The following is a 16,237-nucleotide window of genomic DNA, read 5'->3' as shown; positions in this document are numbered from 1 at the left end:
TTCAACGGAGGCGTCGGTTCCCAGTCGGCACGTGCGGCGTGGCTTGTCCGGGTTCGGCTGGCTTTTGCGACGGGGCTTGCCCGCGTTCAGCTGGCAAGCGCGGCGAGCCTTGAGCGCTTCCCGGTCGGTCACGCGTCCGCGATTGGCGTTGGAACCGCTAGCCAATACGGAGGATGACGGTAGCTCCCTTTCTGGGGTGTTTTCGCTGGCATCCTCGACGAGATCGAAGCCCTGTTGTTCTCGCGCACGGAGCGGGAACCATCCTTCTATCTGGGCCTCTTCTGACCATGGCTTCTTTCGGTACTCCGAGGGGGCATAGCCTATCCGAGGGACCTCAGGTCGACTGCTCCTGGGCCAGGACAAGCACGGATACTCACCCTCGAACCTTGCTCGTCTCCAGTTGCTGCGCCGGCGATTACACCGCTGCTGGGGATTGACAAATCCACACGTGAGACGAGTCTTTAGCCTTGCTTGCGATGCTTCGTCGGGTCGTACTTCTCCTTGCTCTTCCACATCGAAAGAGCGATCGCGGCGATCTTGCGGGCCATCGTCAGCTTCGCCAGGTTCGGCTTCGTGCCCGCATCGATCAGCCGCTGGTAGTCCTGATGCAACGGCTCGTTCGGCAGCTGCGTGATCACCGTCGTCGCCGCGCCCTTGAAGACGTTCTTCAGCGTGTGGTTGTGATTCAGGTTCAAGCCGCGCGTCTTCTGTACCTCGGCCCGCCTCCAGCCGCCTTCTTTGATCTGGATCCAGTCCGACGTCGAGCGCATCACGATCCCGAGGCCGCAATACGACCAGAACTGCCGCTTGGTCCGGAACCGCGCCGGCGACACGACGATGGGCATCATCTGCGCCACCCGGATCGGCCCCAGCCCAGGGCACGACTCGAGCACCCGGCTCATCGGGTGTCGGTGCGCTTCGGCGACGAGGCCCTTCTCCGCTCGCCGCCGCACCGCTTCCACCGCATCGTACTGCGCGTAGAGCATCGTCGCCGCCGCACGGCTCGCGTTGGGCAGCTTCTCCAAAAACTCCCCGCGGCCCTGCTCCGAGTACACGCTCTTGCCCGCCACGGCCACGCCGCGCGACCGAAGCAACGCTTTGATCCGGTTCTGCACCCGCACCACGTCCTGCACGATCATCGAGTGGGTGCGGCCCAGTTCGCCCAGCGTCTTGTACTCGCCCACCTCCTTGAACACGCGCGTCTTGATCGCTCCCGTGCGCAGTTGCTCGGCCAGCCGGAACGCGTCGCGCTCGTCGCTCTTCTGGCCTCGGCTCTCCGAGACCATCGCCACCACGATCTCCTCCGCGTGCGGCGAGAGGATCTCGTAGAGCCACCCGCTTTGCGTCCCTTCCTCGAACACCACGTGCCTCTTGCCGGGGATCGTCTTGAGTTGCTCCACGAGCGCTTGGCCGTTCGTCTCGACCACGTGCGACCCCAGCCGCTTGCCGCTCTCCCCAATCACCGCAAACGTCGTGCTTGCGGCGTGAACATCCAGACCGATATACCTCTGCACTGGCGCCCCCTTTCGCAGCTGCTTGGATCTGCAAACCAACGCTGGCCTCGACGAACGGAGGGCGCCAGCCCTTCCGCAGGCTCGCTGTCATGGGCTCGCTCGCCTCGACGCCACCCTCGCGGCCAGTCAGCCCCACCTGCCCCGAGCTCGAGCCCCCAGCGGAGCGCCCCTCCGCCGTCGCCCACGGTTCCCGTGAGGCACCGCGCGCAGCTCGTGTCCGGGCCGCCGCAGGCGCCCGCGCAGCGGGGCGAAGCGCCTGGACACGAGCGAGCACGGTGCCACCGTCCCCAGGCGACGGCGGAGATGCGCCCACGTCGCCGGTCGGACCGGTGCCGTCGGCACATGCGGGGATCTGCGGGGACGGGGCTGCGGACGCCACGTTCCCAACATGCCTATCCGCCAAGCCCCGCGGGGATGGCGCCCGGCGAGCCGTTTTGGCCCATCAGACACCCATCATGCTCGTCGTGTTCGCGGTGACGGCCGTCGTCTGGTTTGCGCTGAAGCGCCGCCGCTTCCAGGGCCCGCCGCAAGGCCCCCAGTGCAAGACCGAGATCAGTGTCGGCTCAACTCGCACCGTAGGCTCGGCATGCGCGAGCGACTTCGCTGAGGGCGCCGACGGAGCGCACGACGACGCAGGGCCAGGCGCAGGCGACGCAGACGCGGGCGACGCAGGCGCAGGCGACGCAGACGCGGGCGACGCGGGTGCAGCGGGCCGAGGCACGTGCCCCGGGCACGGTTCAGGCTTCGCGGCGCGGGCCGGGGGTTTGGGCGTCACGAGAGAACGCCACGACGAGCGAGGCGCGAACACGCCATGGTACCTCACAAGCGGGATCTTCGGCGGCTGCGCCGAACCCGTTCTACGGCAAGGGGCGCTTCGGGGTCGTCCCGGTGACGTTCAACGCCCTCGAGGTCGGCAACACCACCGAGGCCGACTGGATGGCGGAGAAGGACGACGAGCAGCGGCAGAGCTGGCAGGAGGACAAGGCGGCGATGAACGAGGAGTTCACGGAGGCGCTCGTCGAGAAGGCAGCGTCGGAGGATGCCGTCGTCGTCAGGGCGTCGAGCGCAGCCGACGCGCCGTTCTTCATCCGTGCGAACGTGACGTTCTACGAGCCCGGCATTTTCACGGGCGTCTTCAACATGGACACGCTCCTCAAGGCAACCGTGCAGATCACCGGCCCGGCCGGGAAAGTGCTCGACGAGGTCTTGTTCGAGACGAAGTCGAAATCGTCGTTGACCAACCCATCGAGCGGAGGTCGCGCGCGAGACGCGGCGAGCCAGTTCGGAAGGCTGACGGCGATGTACCTTCTCCATCGCGTCCGGGGCGAGGACTGAAAGGCCCGCGAGCGCACCGAACCGCCCACGCCCACGCGGCGGGCAGCGGGGAAAGACGGTCGAACCGCCCCCGGAGCACCGATCTCGGGTGGTGTCCTAATTAGGACAGAGGGCCCCTCGACACCTTGACCGCCTCGAAGCCATCGGCTCGGCGCCGCCCAGCATCCGCCATCATCTATCACACCTGACCTCACCGCGCGATCTCGCCATCGGTCGGCCGCCTACGCGCCACGTCAAGGCGTCCAGCCGCCCGTAGGACGGGCCGTGTCACACGGCGCACCCGTTCCCCTTGACTGTGTATAAAACCCCTTGTTTGACGCTGGATCCGTGACGGCGGCTAGGACATCCGCTGTCCTAGCCGCGCTGGAGACCTAGGAAACAAGGGTTATACTCACTTGCACAGGCAAAGCGCCCCGCCTCGGCTGGTACCCGAGACGGGGCTGCGGAACGCCGGATGGTGGGCCACCCGTCGCACGACGCACTGCGATCATGGGCTCGCCTCTGGAGAGGTGCAAGGGCCATGGCGAACGTGCTCCCAGCGGAGCGGCGGCTAGAGGTGTTGGCGGCGCTCGTGAACGGAACCAGCGTCCGCGCAGCCGAGCGCATAACCGGCGTCCATCGCGACACGATCGGCCGCTTCGCGCAGGCGATGGGCGAGGGCTGCGCGCGGCTTCATGACCGCATGGTGCGCGATCTGACGTGCTCGTTGGTGGATCTGGACGAGCAGCATTCGTGGTGCCGCAAGCGCCAGATGAAGGTGGACGCGGCGAAGGACGACACGGCGGCCGTGGGCGAGCAGTGGACGTGGGCGGCCATCTGCCGCACCAGCAAGCTCATCGTCGCCTGGCACGTCGGAAAGCGTGACCAGGAGAGCGCCGATGCTCTCGTGGAGGACGTGCGCGCGCGGCTCGTGGTGATGCCACAGATCACCACCGACGGGCTCGGTCTCTACGCGCAGTCGATCGCGGCGAACTTCGGGCGAGCCGTGCCGTACATGCAGACGGTCAAGAACTTCTCCTCGCGCCCTGGGAAGCCGGGCACCTCGGAGAAGTTCGCGGTGCCGCGCGGCGTCGACTTCATCCAGAAGCGCGCCATCTTCGGGACGCCCGACCCTGCCAAGGCGACGAACTACGCGATCGAACGGAGCAACCTCACGGCGCGGCAGTGGAACGCGCGGCTTCGGCGCCGCACGCTCGCGTTCTCGAAGAAGCTCTCGCGGCACTGCGCCGCGGTCGCGCTGCACTACGTCCACGTGAACTTCTGCCACATTCCGCGGAACATGCGGGTCACCCCAGCGATGGCGGCAGGGGTCACCGACCGCGCGTGGACGCTGGAGGAGTTGATGATCGCCGCGCTGGACGAGCCCGCGGGCGAGAAGCCCGAACCGCAGCCGCTCACCATCCCGAAGCCGGAGGGGACCGCTCGGGAGCTCCCCGCCGGTCGCGGCTGGCTGCGCGTCCTCCCGGGCGGCCCCGCCACATCGGCGCCCTCGACACCGCAACCGCCGCCCGTCATCTCTGCGCCCGATACGCCGCCCGCCGCCGTCGCGTCTGCTGCGCCTCCGGCCGAGCTCTCGCGCCAGCTCGACCTGTTCTCGTGGAGGCCGAAGCCGATGGCGCCCGCGCAGATGAACTTGTTCGACGACTAGCGCTCAGGACGGCTTCTGGCGTGGGGTTCGCCCCTTCGGCCACATGGCCGACAGCGACGCCGCTACGTCCTCCTGTGCGAGCCGCCCAGGCTGATGGGGACGCACGCCGGTCGGTTCAGTCGGCCTCGTTGGCGACACCTTCTGCGCTTGCCCGGCCTTCACTTTCCCGTTCTGACGAGGTGGAGCCGCCTCGCGTGCGTCTGCGTCAGCTGAGTCGAGCGCCGGTAGACCGCGCACGATCTTGACCGTTTCGACGCTCACCGTGACGATCTGCCCGATGAGGCGAACAATAAATTCCGGGTCGTCGCGACGGTTCGGGTCGTTCGTGATACCGCTCCGCTTGTCTGTGCTGACCATGTACTGGTCGATTACCCAGTCGATCGCCGAGCGGTTGCCGATGCGGTACTCAAATGCATCCACCGGGATGCCGCTCAGCGTGAGGAAGTTGTTGTATATAACACCTTGCCGATCCCTGGTCAGCCTCATCTTTTCAACGCGCCAGTTCAGCGGCTCTTTCGGGTTTTCAATACGTTTCAGCGTGTACTCTGGTTGCTTTTCGAAATCAACATGAAGTTCTGCGAGCCTCTTGCCAGCGTCCGAGAATGCGCGAAAATTCGGAGCAAATGGGATTCGTGGCAGTTCGCGCTTTAGGTTGTCCTTGTATCTCTCGCGGTACGTTCCGTGATGCAGTACGGCATACACATAGTAGAACACGTCGCGCTTGCTGATGCTATTGTCGCTGTAGGTCCGGCGAAACGTCTCTAGAGCCCAATCAGTAATGTTGTCGGATCGAGGCTCATCCCCGTGCTCCGGCAGCTCGATTGGCAGATAGTTCGCCTTTTCGAACGCGAAGTCCAGGGCGGGCGTCGCGTTAACCATGAATGCGCCGAACGCTTGCCTGTTCCCGACGCCAGCCACGACGAGCGCTGGGACGGCGCGTCCAGATCCGTAGACTCGCGGCGCCCAGTACACGTCCTCGCTGAACATCTTATCGAGAAACAGGAACTGTCGCGCGAACGGTCGGTATGCGCATTCAACGATCGACGCCTTGTTAGCCTTCGCCTCAAGACCTCTTGCCAAGCACCTCTTAGTTTTGCGAACCCATTTGAGCGTCTTCTCGTCAACCTTGAGGAATCCGTCTATGTCGTCTGGTCTTCCAGACGCCACCCAGCGCAGGCGCTCGGTGTTGTACGCCTCAACCATGCGGCGCGACCGTTCCTCTAACGACCTGCGATCAAAGCCGCACACATATGCGTCATTGTTCGACTTTACGCCGTTGCTCGATACCCTGAAAATTCCTTCGCGCGCATCCTTGCCTGAGTCGTCGCATACCAACGGCGTAAACGTATCAAAATCAGAGCGCAGGCCACTCGTGATCCATGTGCTTCTGGAGTCTGGAACAATCTCCGTCCACTCGACGCCGGAATAGCTGGTCGCACCATCAAGAAAACTGTACTTCGCTTCTTTACGCCAGTCCTCGCCGACTCGGGCATAATAAATCTTAGCCCGTCGGATGGCCGTGCCAGACTGCTTGCGCCGGACAAAAAAACCGATCGCAACGCCCACCTGAATACCGAACACATTATGTGTTGTGCCAGAGAGCTTCGGGTTTTTCCGGACGTTGCCGCCCAGATCGAGCACGTAGATCGCGTCAAAGTCGTTGACTAGATGCTTGCGCATTCCGTCAAACGCGAGTTGCTCGACGTAGCTGTTGTTGGAGACGTAGGCCAAAACGCCTTCCTCTCCTATGCGGTCCGTGGCCCAGCGAAATGCCTTCACATACGGGTCGCTGAGACTGTTCACCAACGTTGCCGCAGAATCCTTTGCGTACGTCTTGGCGACCCGCCCATCAACGTGCTTGTACTTCCGGTTCTTGTTGTTGTCGTTCTCGTCGGCCTGCCAAGCGTTGTACGGAGGATTGCCGATAATGATCGTGATGGGCGACTTTCTCTGCCGCTCGACCCGCTCTGCGTTGCGTTCCGTCATTGCTGAGAAACTCTGCTGCTCCGGCTCGGCAAGCTCGAATGTGTCCACAAGGCACAGGCCATCGAACGGGCTGTGCTCGCCCGCGAGTTCCGTGTATTCGTGCTCGATGTTCATCGAGGCGATATAGTACGGAAGCAGCATGACCTCGTTCGCGTGCAGTTCGCTAGCGTACTTCCTCGGGAGGCGGCTCTTGGGTATATGGCGCATCACGTGAAGGAGGAAGTTGCCGGTCCCAACGAATGGATCAAGAATGTGGACGCCTGGGTCCCCTAGTGAGCGCCCGAACTCATTCTTCAGAATATCGTCAACGCTCTTGACCATGAACTTGACGATGGGCTGCGGCGTATAGACGATGCCATGTGTGTCAGCGGTCTTGGCGTCGAAGCCCTGGAAGAAGTTCTCGTAGACGGTATTGAGGAACGCCTGCTTTGCACTAAAATCGCTAAGTGACCCCGCGGTCTCCTCGATCGCGCTGTAAAACCTGTCCAGCCCGGCAAGGAACCTGCCTCGATTGAACGAGCGCTGAGTGAGGGAGTCGATGACTTTCTCGATCTCGCAAGCGATCACGTTGCGCCTAACGAAGTCCGGGTTGTCGAACACTTTGCGAAAGATTCGCTCTGTGAGAATGTGCTGCGCGAGCATCTTCTCGACGGCCGTCTCGGAGAGCGCCGGGTTCAGGGACCGTCGGCACACCTGAACGAATGCGTCGAAGGCCCTGAGGAAGAGAGGGTTTTCTCTGCGTTCCTTCTCGATCAGCGCCAGCAGCGCGGCGCCAAGTTGCGGTACCTTCTCACGGAATTCCGCGACGGCGCGCTCCCACTGGTCCGCTACTGGGGGCTGATAGCGGAAGAACTCTTTGACGACATCGACTAGAACGGACGGTTCCTTGATGGGCTCATCAAGGATTCTCTTGCCGCCTTGGTACAGGATCGCCCGATCCGGCGCCTGAAAGATGATGTTGTCTGTCGGGTAACCGACGTCGATCTTCTTCTTCGCTTCGACAGCTAGATCGTCGTACTGGTCCTTGGCTTCCCAGTATCCGTGGGCGAGCGACCATGGGTCGACGAGCGCACCGTCCACGCGGAGCGACTTGCGCTCGCGGCGCTTGATCTCGTACTGGTTGACGACCATCCAGGAGAACTGCCGAGCGCAGTTCTGGAGCAACGAGCCGAACGCCTCGCTTACAGCGCCCTCATGCGTGGCGTGAAGCAGCGAGTACTGGCGGAGCGACTGATAGTAGTTCTGAACCACCTTGTGGTTCGGTCGCAAGTTCAGCTCGGGCATTCCTAGCTAATACAGGAAGGCGTCCAAGTCCAGGAAGGACGAACTAAAGCGGGGGGAATACGACATTGTAACACTGAACGGACGAGTCGTCCTGTGGGCAACGTGAACAGGGGCTTGGCCCACACCGACAGGTCGGTCGCTACAGCAATAGCGGTTGTTTAGGCACATGCTGTTCGTCACGTGGACTTGGCGCGTATGTGGAGCGAGGGGGCTCAGCGCTAGATCAGGCGGGCTACGCGCCGCCGCCGGCATGCAGCCGGAGGCGTGCGCCTACTCGTCGCGCCGAACGAAGAGCAGATCGACGCTGTCGAGCGCCTGGATGGCGCCGATGGCCTGCTGGGCCGCTTCGCGTTCGGCCTTGGTCCTCGCGTCGAGGAAGGCGCGAAGGACGGCGGCCCAGAGCTTGTCGCGGTTCCAGGGGCGCACGCCTGGGAAGTCGTCGAGCGCGGGGACCCCTCCGGCGATGAGGGAGAGGTCCTCGCTGGTCAGCACGCGCTGCTTGAAGTCGGGGTGGCTCATCGGCGCCACCTCCGGATCTTGAGGGCCAGCGCTTCGCGGGCGATGCGCAAGCGGCTCGCCGCGGTGTGCGGGTTGAGCCCGTGCTGCCGGGCGTACTCCGCCAGCGTCTCGGGCGCGTCGACGATGAGCAACGCCTCGACCTGCCACGACGGCAGCTCTGCAAGCGCCGCCAGCACCTCGCGAGCCTGGAGTTGGGCCTCCAGGCTCGGTCCCATGGGCTCGCGGAGCAACCCGAGCGGCTGCGCATGGAGGACCGTGTGACGAACCCACGCGCTCGCGAAGTACTTCGCGGCCTGCCGCCAAGCGATTCCGTGCAGCCAGGCGCGCATTGCCACACGCGGTTCGACCCGGGGGTCCGGTCGGTAGCGCCCATTTTTTACAGCCATCCAAGCGCCCATGAGCGCCGCCTGCTCCACGTCCGCGCGGTCGCGCTTCGGGATGCCGGCGAGCGTGGCTACTATGATGCCGCATTCGGCGATGATCGCGGTGATCGTCGGCTTCTTCCTGGGATGTCGTGCGGCAGGCGGGCTCTGCGCCCCCTTCCGCTGGCGCTTCACCCGCTCCTCCCGCAGCTTGGACAGCGGTCAGCGACGACGAGCCCGCCAAGCAGTTGTTCGACGGGAACACCGGCCGCCTTGGCGGCGCGCATGGCCATCGCGAGCGAGCCGCCGTCGTGGCCCTTCACGATGTTGCGGATGGTGCTGCGCGAGACGCCTAAGATCTCGGCGAGGCAGCTCCACGTGCCGCACGCGGCGCGTAGGTTCCGCAGGGTCGCCCGGAGGCGCTTGGTTTGTGTGGGTGTAAGTGTGAGACGTTGGCGGCGGCGCGCGGGCGCACCTTCGCCTTGCCCGCCATCAGGCGGAATGAGGTATAACTGCACTGTTCGGCTCCGTGTAGGCGGATGTCGGACCACGCAGCCCGGTCGGTTGGCGCCGACGCGGGCTGCACTACTTCGGCCGAACTTAGCCGCTCACGCGAGGCCCGGAGTCAAACTAGGACAAGAGTTCTCAAATTAGGACACCACCCGATCTCGAGCCTGGAGGGGCGGTCGAACCGCCCCCTTGGCGCCGATCTCGGGCCTCGCGGGCGGTCGAACCGCTGCGGACCCTTGAAATTGACGTCAATCCGCGCCATCCTTACATTGAAGATCGGTCTCGGCTGGCCGGCCAAGGGCCGGCCAGCGGCGCCTTGCGGTCGCCGTGCAGGACCTCGGACGTCGATTTCCGCGGGGATTCTTGATGGGGCGTTCTCGAATCGTTTGCTGGCACTGGCCGAGGTTCGGGCATGCCCCTTGCCAGCACTGCAACCCAGCGAGGTTCACGCCGGGCACGATCCGGCTCCGTCGCCCGTTAACCGACTTCGCTCCCGATAACAATCAACCCGTAAGAAGATCCGAATGCCCAACATCGACACGGACACCGGCTGGGACTCGACTGGCAACCACACCTCCGATCGAAGCCGAGAAGAGGTCATCGCGATCGTCGCCGAGATACCGACGCTCACCAGCCTGAGCTACGATCACTCGGATGGCGCGCTCGCGACCATGATCGCGATGGACTTCCCCATCTGGATCACCAAGGGGATTCACGAAGACAGCCGCGGCACACATATCACCATCCTCGCGAAGAACAATCGCACCTGGCACCTTTACCTGAAGAAGGACGGATTCCAGGGGAACACGTTCATCTGGCGGGTCGACGAGATTCGCTGACGCAGGAGACCGCGCGCCGCGGCCGACGAGGACGGAGGCCGCGAGCGCCTCGTGCGGCATCGCGCGGCCGCCCTCCGCTCTCCCACGCATCGAGGCCGTGCGCGCGGCGCCTGGCCGCGCCGGCTCAGCAGCTCGGCTGATTCGCCGGCGCGTGGCCGTCGAGCGCGCGCACGTCGTCGGCCGTATCGACGTCGATCGCCCCGCCCGGTGGATAGGAAACGGTAGAACTTTCGCCCGTGTCACGCCCCGCGGGGACGGCGCCTGGCGAGCCGTTTTTGGCCCATCAGACACCCGCTTGCCCCGTCGCAGGGCTGGGGCGGCGTGCTCCGGGCGCAGCCGTGCCTCGACGACGGCTGCGTGCGCTCGCCATGACGGGGGCGGGTCGTGTGCCCAGCTACGCGGCGTCGAACCCGAACGCCATCGGCGCCCGTCCGGCCGGCCGCCACCGCGCCCGGCGCCCCCACGGCGGCTCCGCTGGTGCGCTACCACGGTGTGCTCGCGCCGCATGCAAAGCAACGCAGCGTCGTGGTACCGAAGGCGACGGGGAAGGCGTGTAAGGGCGAGCAGCGCGCCGGAGCTGATAGCGCGGGCAGCGATGACAAGAAGACGACGATCACGCCCATGCCGACGAGGCAGGCGCCGAAGGGGCGGGCGAGAGGCATGGCGAAGCCGTCGCGCAGAGGAGACGAGCGAAGCGAGGCGGCGCCGTCGGCAGTGTCGGAGCGAGGCGCTCGGGACGTGGCGGTTGGGGCGCTGCTGACGATGGTGCATGGCGAGGTCGAGCGCGAGCGGGTGTCGACTGCGCTGGGCGCTGTGCTGCCGTGGGCTGATGTTGGATTCGTGTCGGAGGGGATCTCGGTCTGGCACCTTGATCGGCTGCTGGATGGGCTCCTTCTGGCGACGTCGCCTCGCGTCGAATGGGCGAAGCTTTTGCGGCGGACTTACGCCGTAGATGTTCTCGCGTGCCCGCGATGCAGCGGACGGATGCGACTCATGGCCGCAATCACGGATAAGGCGACGGCGAGGAAGATCTTGAGCCACCTCGGTCTGTTCGCCGAGCCGCTGGAGTGCCGCGCGCGGTACCCGGCGGACCCCGCGTGGGTCACCTGCGATCCCGAGATGGCGCTCTGCGTGCTCAAGGAGCCGCCGGAAGCGCTGCGCTAAGGCCGCTCATCGGCACGCCACCCCGGCGACCGCCGCGCTTCGTACCTCCAGCGTCAACACCGCGTCACCCAGGTGGATCCGTGGTCCCGCGACCACGGATGATTTCGTCGCGGCAGGAAATGCCACGCCTCGGTACATGGTTAACCCGTTCGTGACCGCATCATCACGCGGCGGACAAGCGAACGGGCTGAACACGCCCTGATCAAATAATCTGAAGGGCTGGTCCCCGTCGCGCCATCAAGTCCATGAGCTGCCCGGATCCGGGAGGCGAGCTGTCGTGTGTGCTCTGGGCCGATGTGCGAAAAGGGTTCTACTTTGCTGCATAATTCCATCTTCACTGCTGCCAGGATAACTTTTCTCCTTGTCGCCATCGCCGCGGGCGGAATCGGATGCCTCGATTCCGGGTCGTCGCAGGGCGAGGCCGATGTAGGGCACAACGAATCTGCCGCGTGCGCTGGCTCTCCGGAATGGCACGAAGGTCAATGGTACGAGGAGGGTACCATTGTGAATTACCAGGGATCGGCCTACATCGCCGAGCACGGCAATCCCGGCTATATCCCGACGGTCAGCACGTACTTCTGGGACCCGCACCCCGGCTGCACCGACACCCCCGAGCCCGGCGCGGTCGGAGCGCTCCCCGCGAAGGTCGTCGCCGGCTACTACCCCAACTGGACGCCGTCGCCCGTCCGCATCCGCGACATCAACAGCAATTACAACCTCATCTACCTCTTCGCCGCGCATCCCGTGGGAGGGCCGCCCGGCACCACCGGCGCCGTCACCTGGACGCCGCCGGGCGACGGCAGGGGAGCGGCGACGCACCTCAAGGAGGACATCCAGTACGCCCGGACGACCCAGGATCGCAGGATCATCCTCTCCATCGGCGGCGCCGGCCAGGGCATGAGCTTCCCGGACCGCGGGAAGTCGCAGACGTTCGTCGACAGCGTGGCCGGCATCTACAACGACCTGGGTGGGTTCGACGGGATCGACTGGAACACCTTCGAGGCCAACCAGAACCCCGACACCGAGGAGATGATCTGGATCAGCCTGGAGCTGAAGCGGCGCTTCCCCGGCTTCATCATCACCGCGCCTCCGGCGCCATGGAACCAGCGCGACAAGGATTTCTGCAAGGCGATGGTGGACGCCGGCGCCATGGACTACGCCGCCCCGCAGTACTACGACGGCCCCGACCTCGACCAGCAGTCCTACATCGTGGACAACGTGGACCAGTGGGTCCGGCTGCTCGGTCCCACGCACGTCGTCGTGGGCTTCGGGATCTGGGACGCGCAGCACTACATGTCGATCGACGAGGCGATCCCCACGTGGAACGAGGTCGAGGGCAACCACCCGACGCTCCGCGGGGCGTTCGACTGGCAGATCCACACCGACGAGAGCCAGGGGTGGCCGTTCGCCGACCGCATCGGGCCTCTGGTCACGGACTGAAGCGACGCCGCGCGGCCCCCCGGGGGGTAACGCACCGTCGCCACCGCCGCGTCCCATATGGCACGCGGTCTGCCATGGCATTGGGCAAGATGGCGCTCCGAAGGACAAGGCGGAGCGCGGGCCCGGAAGCTGGCACGGAGCTCGCAATGCATGAGGGCAACCAATCTCCTACGGTCTGCGGGCGACGTGTGTCGCACGAATCGAGAGCTCAGAGCTGCATGTCGCACCGGCTTGTCCGGTCACCATGAGAGGACGTTATGAGACGATTCCAATTTGCCAACGAGCTTTTAAACCGTCATGTTCGGTCGTGTCTTGCGATGCTGCTTTGTTCCTCCCTGTGCGTCGCGTGCGCCGACACCTCCGACGAAGGCGAGATAGTGGAAAGCATGCCGGTCGCCCTCGACGATGGCGACGTGCCTGACCCGAGCCAGGTCTCGGTCAAGGCAACTGCCTCCGGCTGCGGAACCATGAATACGCAGGTTGGGGCTGTCAACACGGAATACGCACTCACGTTCGATGACGCTCGCGGGGGCCGCGACGACTTTGGCACGTACGACGTCGCTTGTGACGTCGAGGTCACCTATACGTTTCCAGCGGGCTACACGTTCGATGCGCCGTCCTTGGATGTGTTTGGTGACGTGTATACCGAAGACGCAGCTGTCGTCACGGTTCAAGCAAGCCAATCACTGGCCGGCACGGCCAGCGTCTCCAAGACGTTTGAGAACATCGACACGGACGTCGAAGGGGTGTTCGAGCTGCTCTCTATGCCCGCCGGGGGACAAGCGGGCAGCGCCCCGTGTGGTGCCACCTCGGCTACGGTCCACGTGCAACTCCGCGCCACGATCGGTGGCACGGGAAGAGCATCCGTCGAGTTTAACTATATTGATGGGCTGATCCCCTGGCGCCGCTGTCAATGAACCGACCCAGGGCCTGCCGTCGCGTCAACCGCTCGCGCTGTCTTGTCACCCTGCAATCAGGCCGCGCTCAAGTCCCAGCGAAAACCCTTCCCGGGAAGCACGCCAGTAGGGTACAGCTATACGGTAGGATGCCTTCCGCTTGGTGCTACGTCGCGGTAATCCCAGGCGTTTCAGGCGTGGAAGACCTGCCTGAACGCATAAGGCCCGTTCTGTCAATGAGCTCGTTCAGTCGGACTGCACGAGTCAGGAACGGCTCCGAGAATCTTGACTTTGCGGAACGCGTTTGCTTGTCCTTCTATGGAACGTGGCGAAGACGCTCGGCGGGATCGTGAGGGCGAGCGCGGGCGGGGTGGGGGTGGAGGCGGAGGGCGGGCTGACGGAGCGGGACGCGGTGCCGGTGACGCGACGGGCGTGAACGAACGCTCGGCCGCGACGCGTACGTGACCGGGCGCCTGACACGCTACCGCTCCGCAGCGGGAAACGGCGGGCTGCCGGCCGCTGGGACGCCGTGATCGCGTGGGCGATCCCGGCGAGGGAGATGCGGATGCTCGGCACCGTCGTTCGGGCACGCAGGCCGCCGCAGCACGTGCCAGGCGGAGGGCTTCTGACGCCAATGGACGTCGCAGAGGTCACTCCCCCCGATCCTCGTCGAGGACCCGGCGACACCCCGGCCTGCCGGCTAGCTAGCGCCGAGGAGCGGCGGCGGTCCGCGCCTCTACTTGCCGCTTCAGGCCTGCATTGAATGCGGCGTAGCCATTGGCATCGTTGTGCTTCATGAAGGGCTGCGCCAGGGTCACCAGGAAGCCCGAGAATTCCTCACGGTTGGTCACGCGGGTGGTGCCGTCGGGGTTGGAACGAAGGATGAAGGAATGTTCCCCGTGGAACAGCCGCTTGGTGAAGAGCGTGCCGGCCCACTGCAGCTGTTGGCCAGATTCCGCGACAGTGACGGTGGGCCTGAACGAAAAACCTGGCATACGCATCGTGAGCCGGCTGCCCACCTGAGCCGCTCCTTCGGCTCTCGAGAAATTGCTCCACTCGCCGTAGGCAGCGAAGTCGACCAGCACGCTCCAGACCGCTGCCCTGCTGGCATTGATGTCGACAATCGTGTTGATTACATAGCTCACGGTTCACTCCACGCTGAGTTCTTGCAGGTCGCGACACCTGCCGCTGACGAAGCCGAATGGCCATTTGTGTCTTCGAGAGGTCGGTCGACGGGCTGGTCTGCCGCCTGCGCGTGGGCGCGTGGCCAGCGGATCCGCGCAGCAGCGCGTCTTCTCAGCGACCCGTCTGCCCGAGTCCGCGGTCGATGAAGTCGAGCATCCAGGTGAAGCTGTCGTCGACTTCGGCGCTCAACTGAAAGCCGCCGGCTGCTTCGAGCGTCGCGAATCCGTGCAGTAGGCTGCGCAGCGTCCGCAGGGCGTGAATCTGTTGGTCGGGCTCCAGCTGGTACCCGCGCAGCATGGCTGTCCAGGAGGCCATCACCCGGTTGGCGGCTCGAACGAGCGGGTCGTCGGGGCCGGTGGGGCGGGCGACGTTGCCTGCGGCGTACCGGCCGGGGTGTTTCCGCACGTACGTGCGCATGGCTTGCGCGCCGGCGACCAGGGCCTCCGGGCCGGCGCGACCCTGGATGGCGTCGCGGATAGCATCCGCGAGCTCGTTCATGGCCAGCACGGCGATCCGATGCCCGAGAACAGCCTGGCTGGACACATGCTTGTAGAGGGAGGGCGTCTTGATTCCGAGGCGCTCGGCGACCAACCCCATGCTGAGGTTCTCGAATCCGATCTCGTCGACCAGCGCTGCCGCAGCCTCGGTGACGGAGGCCGGGCCGAGTCCGGCCCTAGGCACGCGCGGTCGTTTTGGTGAGGAACGGCAGGGTTAGGGCCATGAGCTCATTGGGCATCTGTGCGTGGACATAGTGACCGGCACCTTCGATGACGACCAGCTCGCCGAGACCGGAAGGCAGGTCGGCAATAATCTTCTCGCCCTCGGCCCGTGGGTCGGCCCAGTCGGGGTCGAGACTGCCTTCGATGATCAGCACCGGGCACTTGACGTTCGCGAGCTGCGCGCCGGCGTCACCCGGGTCCGTCTTGCACATGGCCTGGAGCGCCTGCATCCGGCCCGGCTCGCTCATCTTGGCCTCGATTCGAGCCAACTCGCTGTCCCAGTCGACCGGCTTGGTCGGGTACGCGAGGTGCAGGTACTTCTTCCAGCTCGACAGGCTGCCGAACATCATCGTCATGCCCAGCTGGGTGGACCCATCCCGATACCGCTTCACCCGGAACAGCCCGCCCAGGGAGACCGACTGCGTACGGGTGAACGGAGCGAGCTCGATGATGCCGGTGATCAAGTCGGGCGCGATGGCGGCGGCGATGGTGGCGGCGCCGCCGCTGATGGACTGGCCGATGATCACCGCCGGGCCCCCCAGGCGGCGCACGAGCGCGACCAGGTCACCGGCGATGTCGGTCCGACTGTACCCGTCCCAACCGAGGCTCGAGTCACCGCAGCCGCGAATGTCGACGCTCGCAACGCGGTACCCGGCCGCCGCCAGCGCCGGGGCGATGAATCGGTAGGAGTGTCGGCTGTCACCCATCCCGTGTGCGAGGACTACGAGGGGGCCTTTGCCCGTGACGTCGTACGCAAGGGTGTTGGCGCCGATGCTCAAGTGTTCGACCATGATGTCCTCCCGGAAGCGGCTAGCTTCGTTACCTTTAAGCTAACT

Annotated in this window: 14 protein-coding genes; 6 read left to right on the top strand and 8 right to left on the bottom strand. The window is 65.0% G+C overall.

All coding sequences use genetic code 11. The features are described 5' to 3' along the window. Nucleotides 1-461: 461 nt before the first annotated feature. Nucleotides 462-1,514: an IS110 family transposase gene (locus WMF36_RS32410; protein WP_437574633.1), complete on the bottom strand. Its 1,053-nt coding sequence runs from the start codon at nt 1,512-1,514 to the stop codon at nt 462-464. A gap of 888 nt (nt 1,515-2,402) precedes the next feature. Here WMF36_RS32410 and WMF36_RS32405 point away from each other — a divergent pair. Further along, nucleotides 2,403-2,849, top strand: coding sequence for a hypothetical protein (locus WMF36_RS32405; protein ID WP_437574632.1), 447 nt, complete (start codon nt 2,403-2,405; stop codon nt 2,847-2,849). A 520-nt stretch (nt 2,850-3,369) separates the two neighbouring features. Then, entirely contained in the window at nt 3,370-4,497 is a 1,128-nt protein-coding gene (locus WMF36_RS32400; protein ID WP_437574631.1) for an IS1 family transposase, read from the top strand. Between the two features lie 3 nt (nt 4,498-4,500). On the opposite strand, the gene WMF36_RS32395 is transcribed toward WMF36_RS32400, so the two are convergent. The 4 genes from WMF36_RS32395 to WMF36_RS32380 all read right to left on the bottom strand — a co-directional run bounded on the left by WMF36_RS32395 (nt 4,501) and on the right by WMF36_RS32380 (nt 9,166). Continuing rightward, nucleotides 4,501-7,767, bottom strand: coding sequence for a type ISP restriction/modification enzyme (locus WMF36_RS32395; RefSeq protein WP_437574630.1), 3,267 nt, complete (start codon nt 7,765-7,767; stop codon nt 4,501-4,503). Nucleotides 7,768-8,037: 270 nt separating this feature from the next. Then, nucleotides 8,038-8,286, bottom strand: coding sequence for a hypothetical protein (locus tag WMF36_RS32390; RefSeq protein ID WP_437574629.1), 249 nt, complete (start codon nt 8,284-8,286; stop codon nt 8,038-8,040). Further along, entirely contained in the window at nt 8,283-8,843 is a 561-nt protein-coding gene (locus WMF36_RS32385) for an RNA polymerase sigma factor (protein ID WP_437574628.1), read from the bottom strand. The genes WMF36_RS32390 and WMF36_RS32385 overlap by 4 nt, the downstream gene beginning before the upstream one ends. Continuing rightward, complete coding sequence (locus tag WMF36_RS32380; protein ID WP_437574627.1) at nt 8,840-9,166, bottom strand: helix-turn-helix domain-containing protein; 327 nt, start codon at nt 9,164-9,166, stop codon at nt 8,840-8,842. Before WMF36_RS32380 ends, WMF36_RS32385 begins: the two co-directional genes overlap by 4 nt. Before the next feature lie 516 nt (nt 9,167-9,682). Here WMF36_RS32380 and WMF36_RS32375 point away from each other — a divergent pair. The 4 genes from WMF36_RS32375 to WMF36_RS32360 all read left to right on the top strand — a co-directional run bounded on the left by WMF36_RS32375 (nt 9,683) and on the right by WMF36_RS32360 (nt 13,518). Then, a complete protein-coding gene (locus WMF36_RS32375) occupies nt 9,683-9,997 on the top strand; it encodes a hypothetical protein (RefSeq protein WP_437574626.1) in 315 nt (104 codons plus the stop codon). Nucleotides 9,998-10,474: 477 nt separating this feature from the next. After that, nucleotides 10,475-11,161, top strand: a complete 687-nt coding sequence (locus WMF36_RS32370) for a transposase (protein ID WP_437574625.1) — start codon at nt 10,475-10,477, stop codon at nt 11,159-11,161. A 504-nt stretch (nt 11,162-11,665) separates the two neighbouring features. Continuing rightward, nucleotides 11,666-12,601, top strand: a complete 936-nt coding sequence (locus WMF36_RS32365; RefSeq protein ID WP_437574624.1) for a glycosyl hydrolase family 18 protein — start codon at nt 11,666-11,668, stop codon at nt 12,599-12,601. A 257-nt stretch (nt 12,602-12,858) separates the two neighbouring features. Further along, on the top strand, nt 12,859-13,518 hold the full coding sequence (locus tag WMF36_RS32360) for a DUF4360 domain-containing protein (protein ID WP_437574623.1): 660 nt from the start codon (nt 12,859-12,861) through the stop codon (nt 13,516-13,518). 683 nt (nt 13,519-14,201) lie between these two features. Here WMF36_RS32360 and WMF36_RS32355 read toward each other — a convergent pair. The 3 genes from WMF36_RS32355 to WMF36_RS32345 all read right to left on the bottom strand — a co-directional run bounded on the left by WMF36_RS32355 (nt 14,202) and on the right by WMF36_RS32345 (nt 16,192). Continuing rightward, nucleotides 14,202-14,642, bottom strand: coding sequence for an SRPBCC family protein (locus tag WMF36_RS32355; protein WP_437574622.1), 441 nt, complete (start codon nt 14,640-14,642; stop codon nt 14,202-14,204). A gap of 151 nt (nt 14,643-14,793) precedes the next feature. Then, a complete protein-coding gene (locus tag WMF36_RS32350; protein WP_437574621.1) occupies nt 14,794-15,363 on the bottom strand; it encodes a WHG domain-containing protein in 570 nt (189 codons plus the stop codon). After that, on the bottom strand, nt 15,356-16,192 hold the full coding sequence (locus WMF36_RS32345; RefSeq protein ID WP_437574620.1) for an alpha/beta fold hydrolase: 837 nt from the start codon (nt 16,190-16,192) through the stop codon (nt 15,356-15,358). Before WMF36_RS32345 ends, WMF36_RS32350 begins: the two co-directional genes overlap by 8 nt. Between the last annotated feature and the right edge of the window lie 45 nt (nt 16,193-16,237).

Origin of the sequence: Sorangium sp. So ce887 (genome assembly GCF_051521455.1) — a bacterium.
Taxonomy (GTDB): Bacteria; Myxococcota_A; Polyangia; order Polyangiales; family Polyangiaceae; genus Sorangium.
The sequence above is the reverse complement of the archived record's forward strand: the minus strand, read 5'-3'. Positions and strand labels throughout refer to the sequence as shown.

What these genes read in the sequence shown, in the direction of transcription:
- WMF36_RS32400 (WP_437574631.1), top strand. Translation starts at nt 3,370, where the DNA reads ATGGCGAACGTGCTCCCAGCGGAGCGGCGGCTAGAGGTGTTGGCGGCG.
- WMF36_RS32395 (WP_437574630.1), bottom strand. Translation starts at nt 7,767, where the DNA reads ATGCCCGAGCTGAACTTGCGACCGAACCACAAGGTGGTTCAGAACTAC.
- WMF36_RS32390 (WP_437574629.1), bottom strand. Translation starts at nt 8,286, where the DNA reads ATGAGCCACCCCGACTTCAAGCAGCGCGTGCTGACCAGCGAGGACCTC.
- WMF36_RS32375 (WP_437574626.1), top strand. Translation starts at nt 9,683, where the DNA reads ATGCCCAACATCGACACGGACACCGGCTGGGACTCGACTGGCAACCAC.
- WMF36_RS32360 (WP_437574623.1), top strand. Translation starts at nt 12,859, where the DNA reads ATGAGACGATTCCAATTTGCCAACGAGCTTTTAAACCGTCATGTTCGG.
- WMF36_RS32345 (WP_437574620.1), bottom strand. Translation starts at nt 16,192, where the DNA reads ATGGTCGAACACTTGAGCATCGGCGCCAACACCCTTGCGTACGACGTC.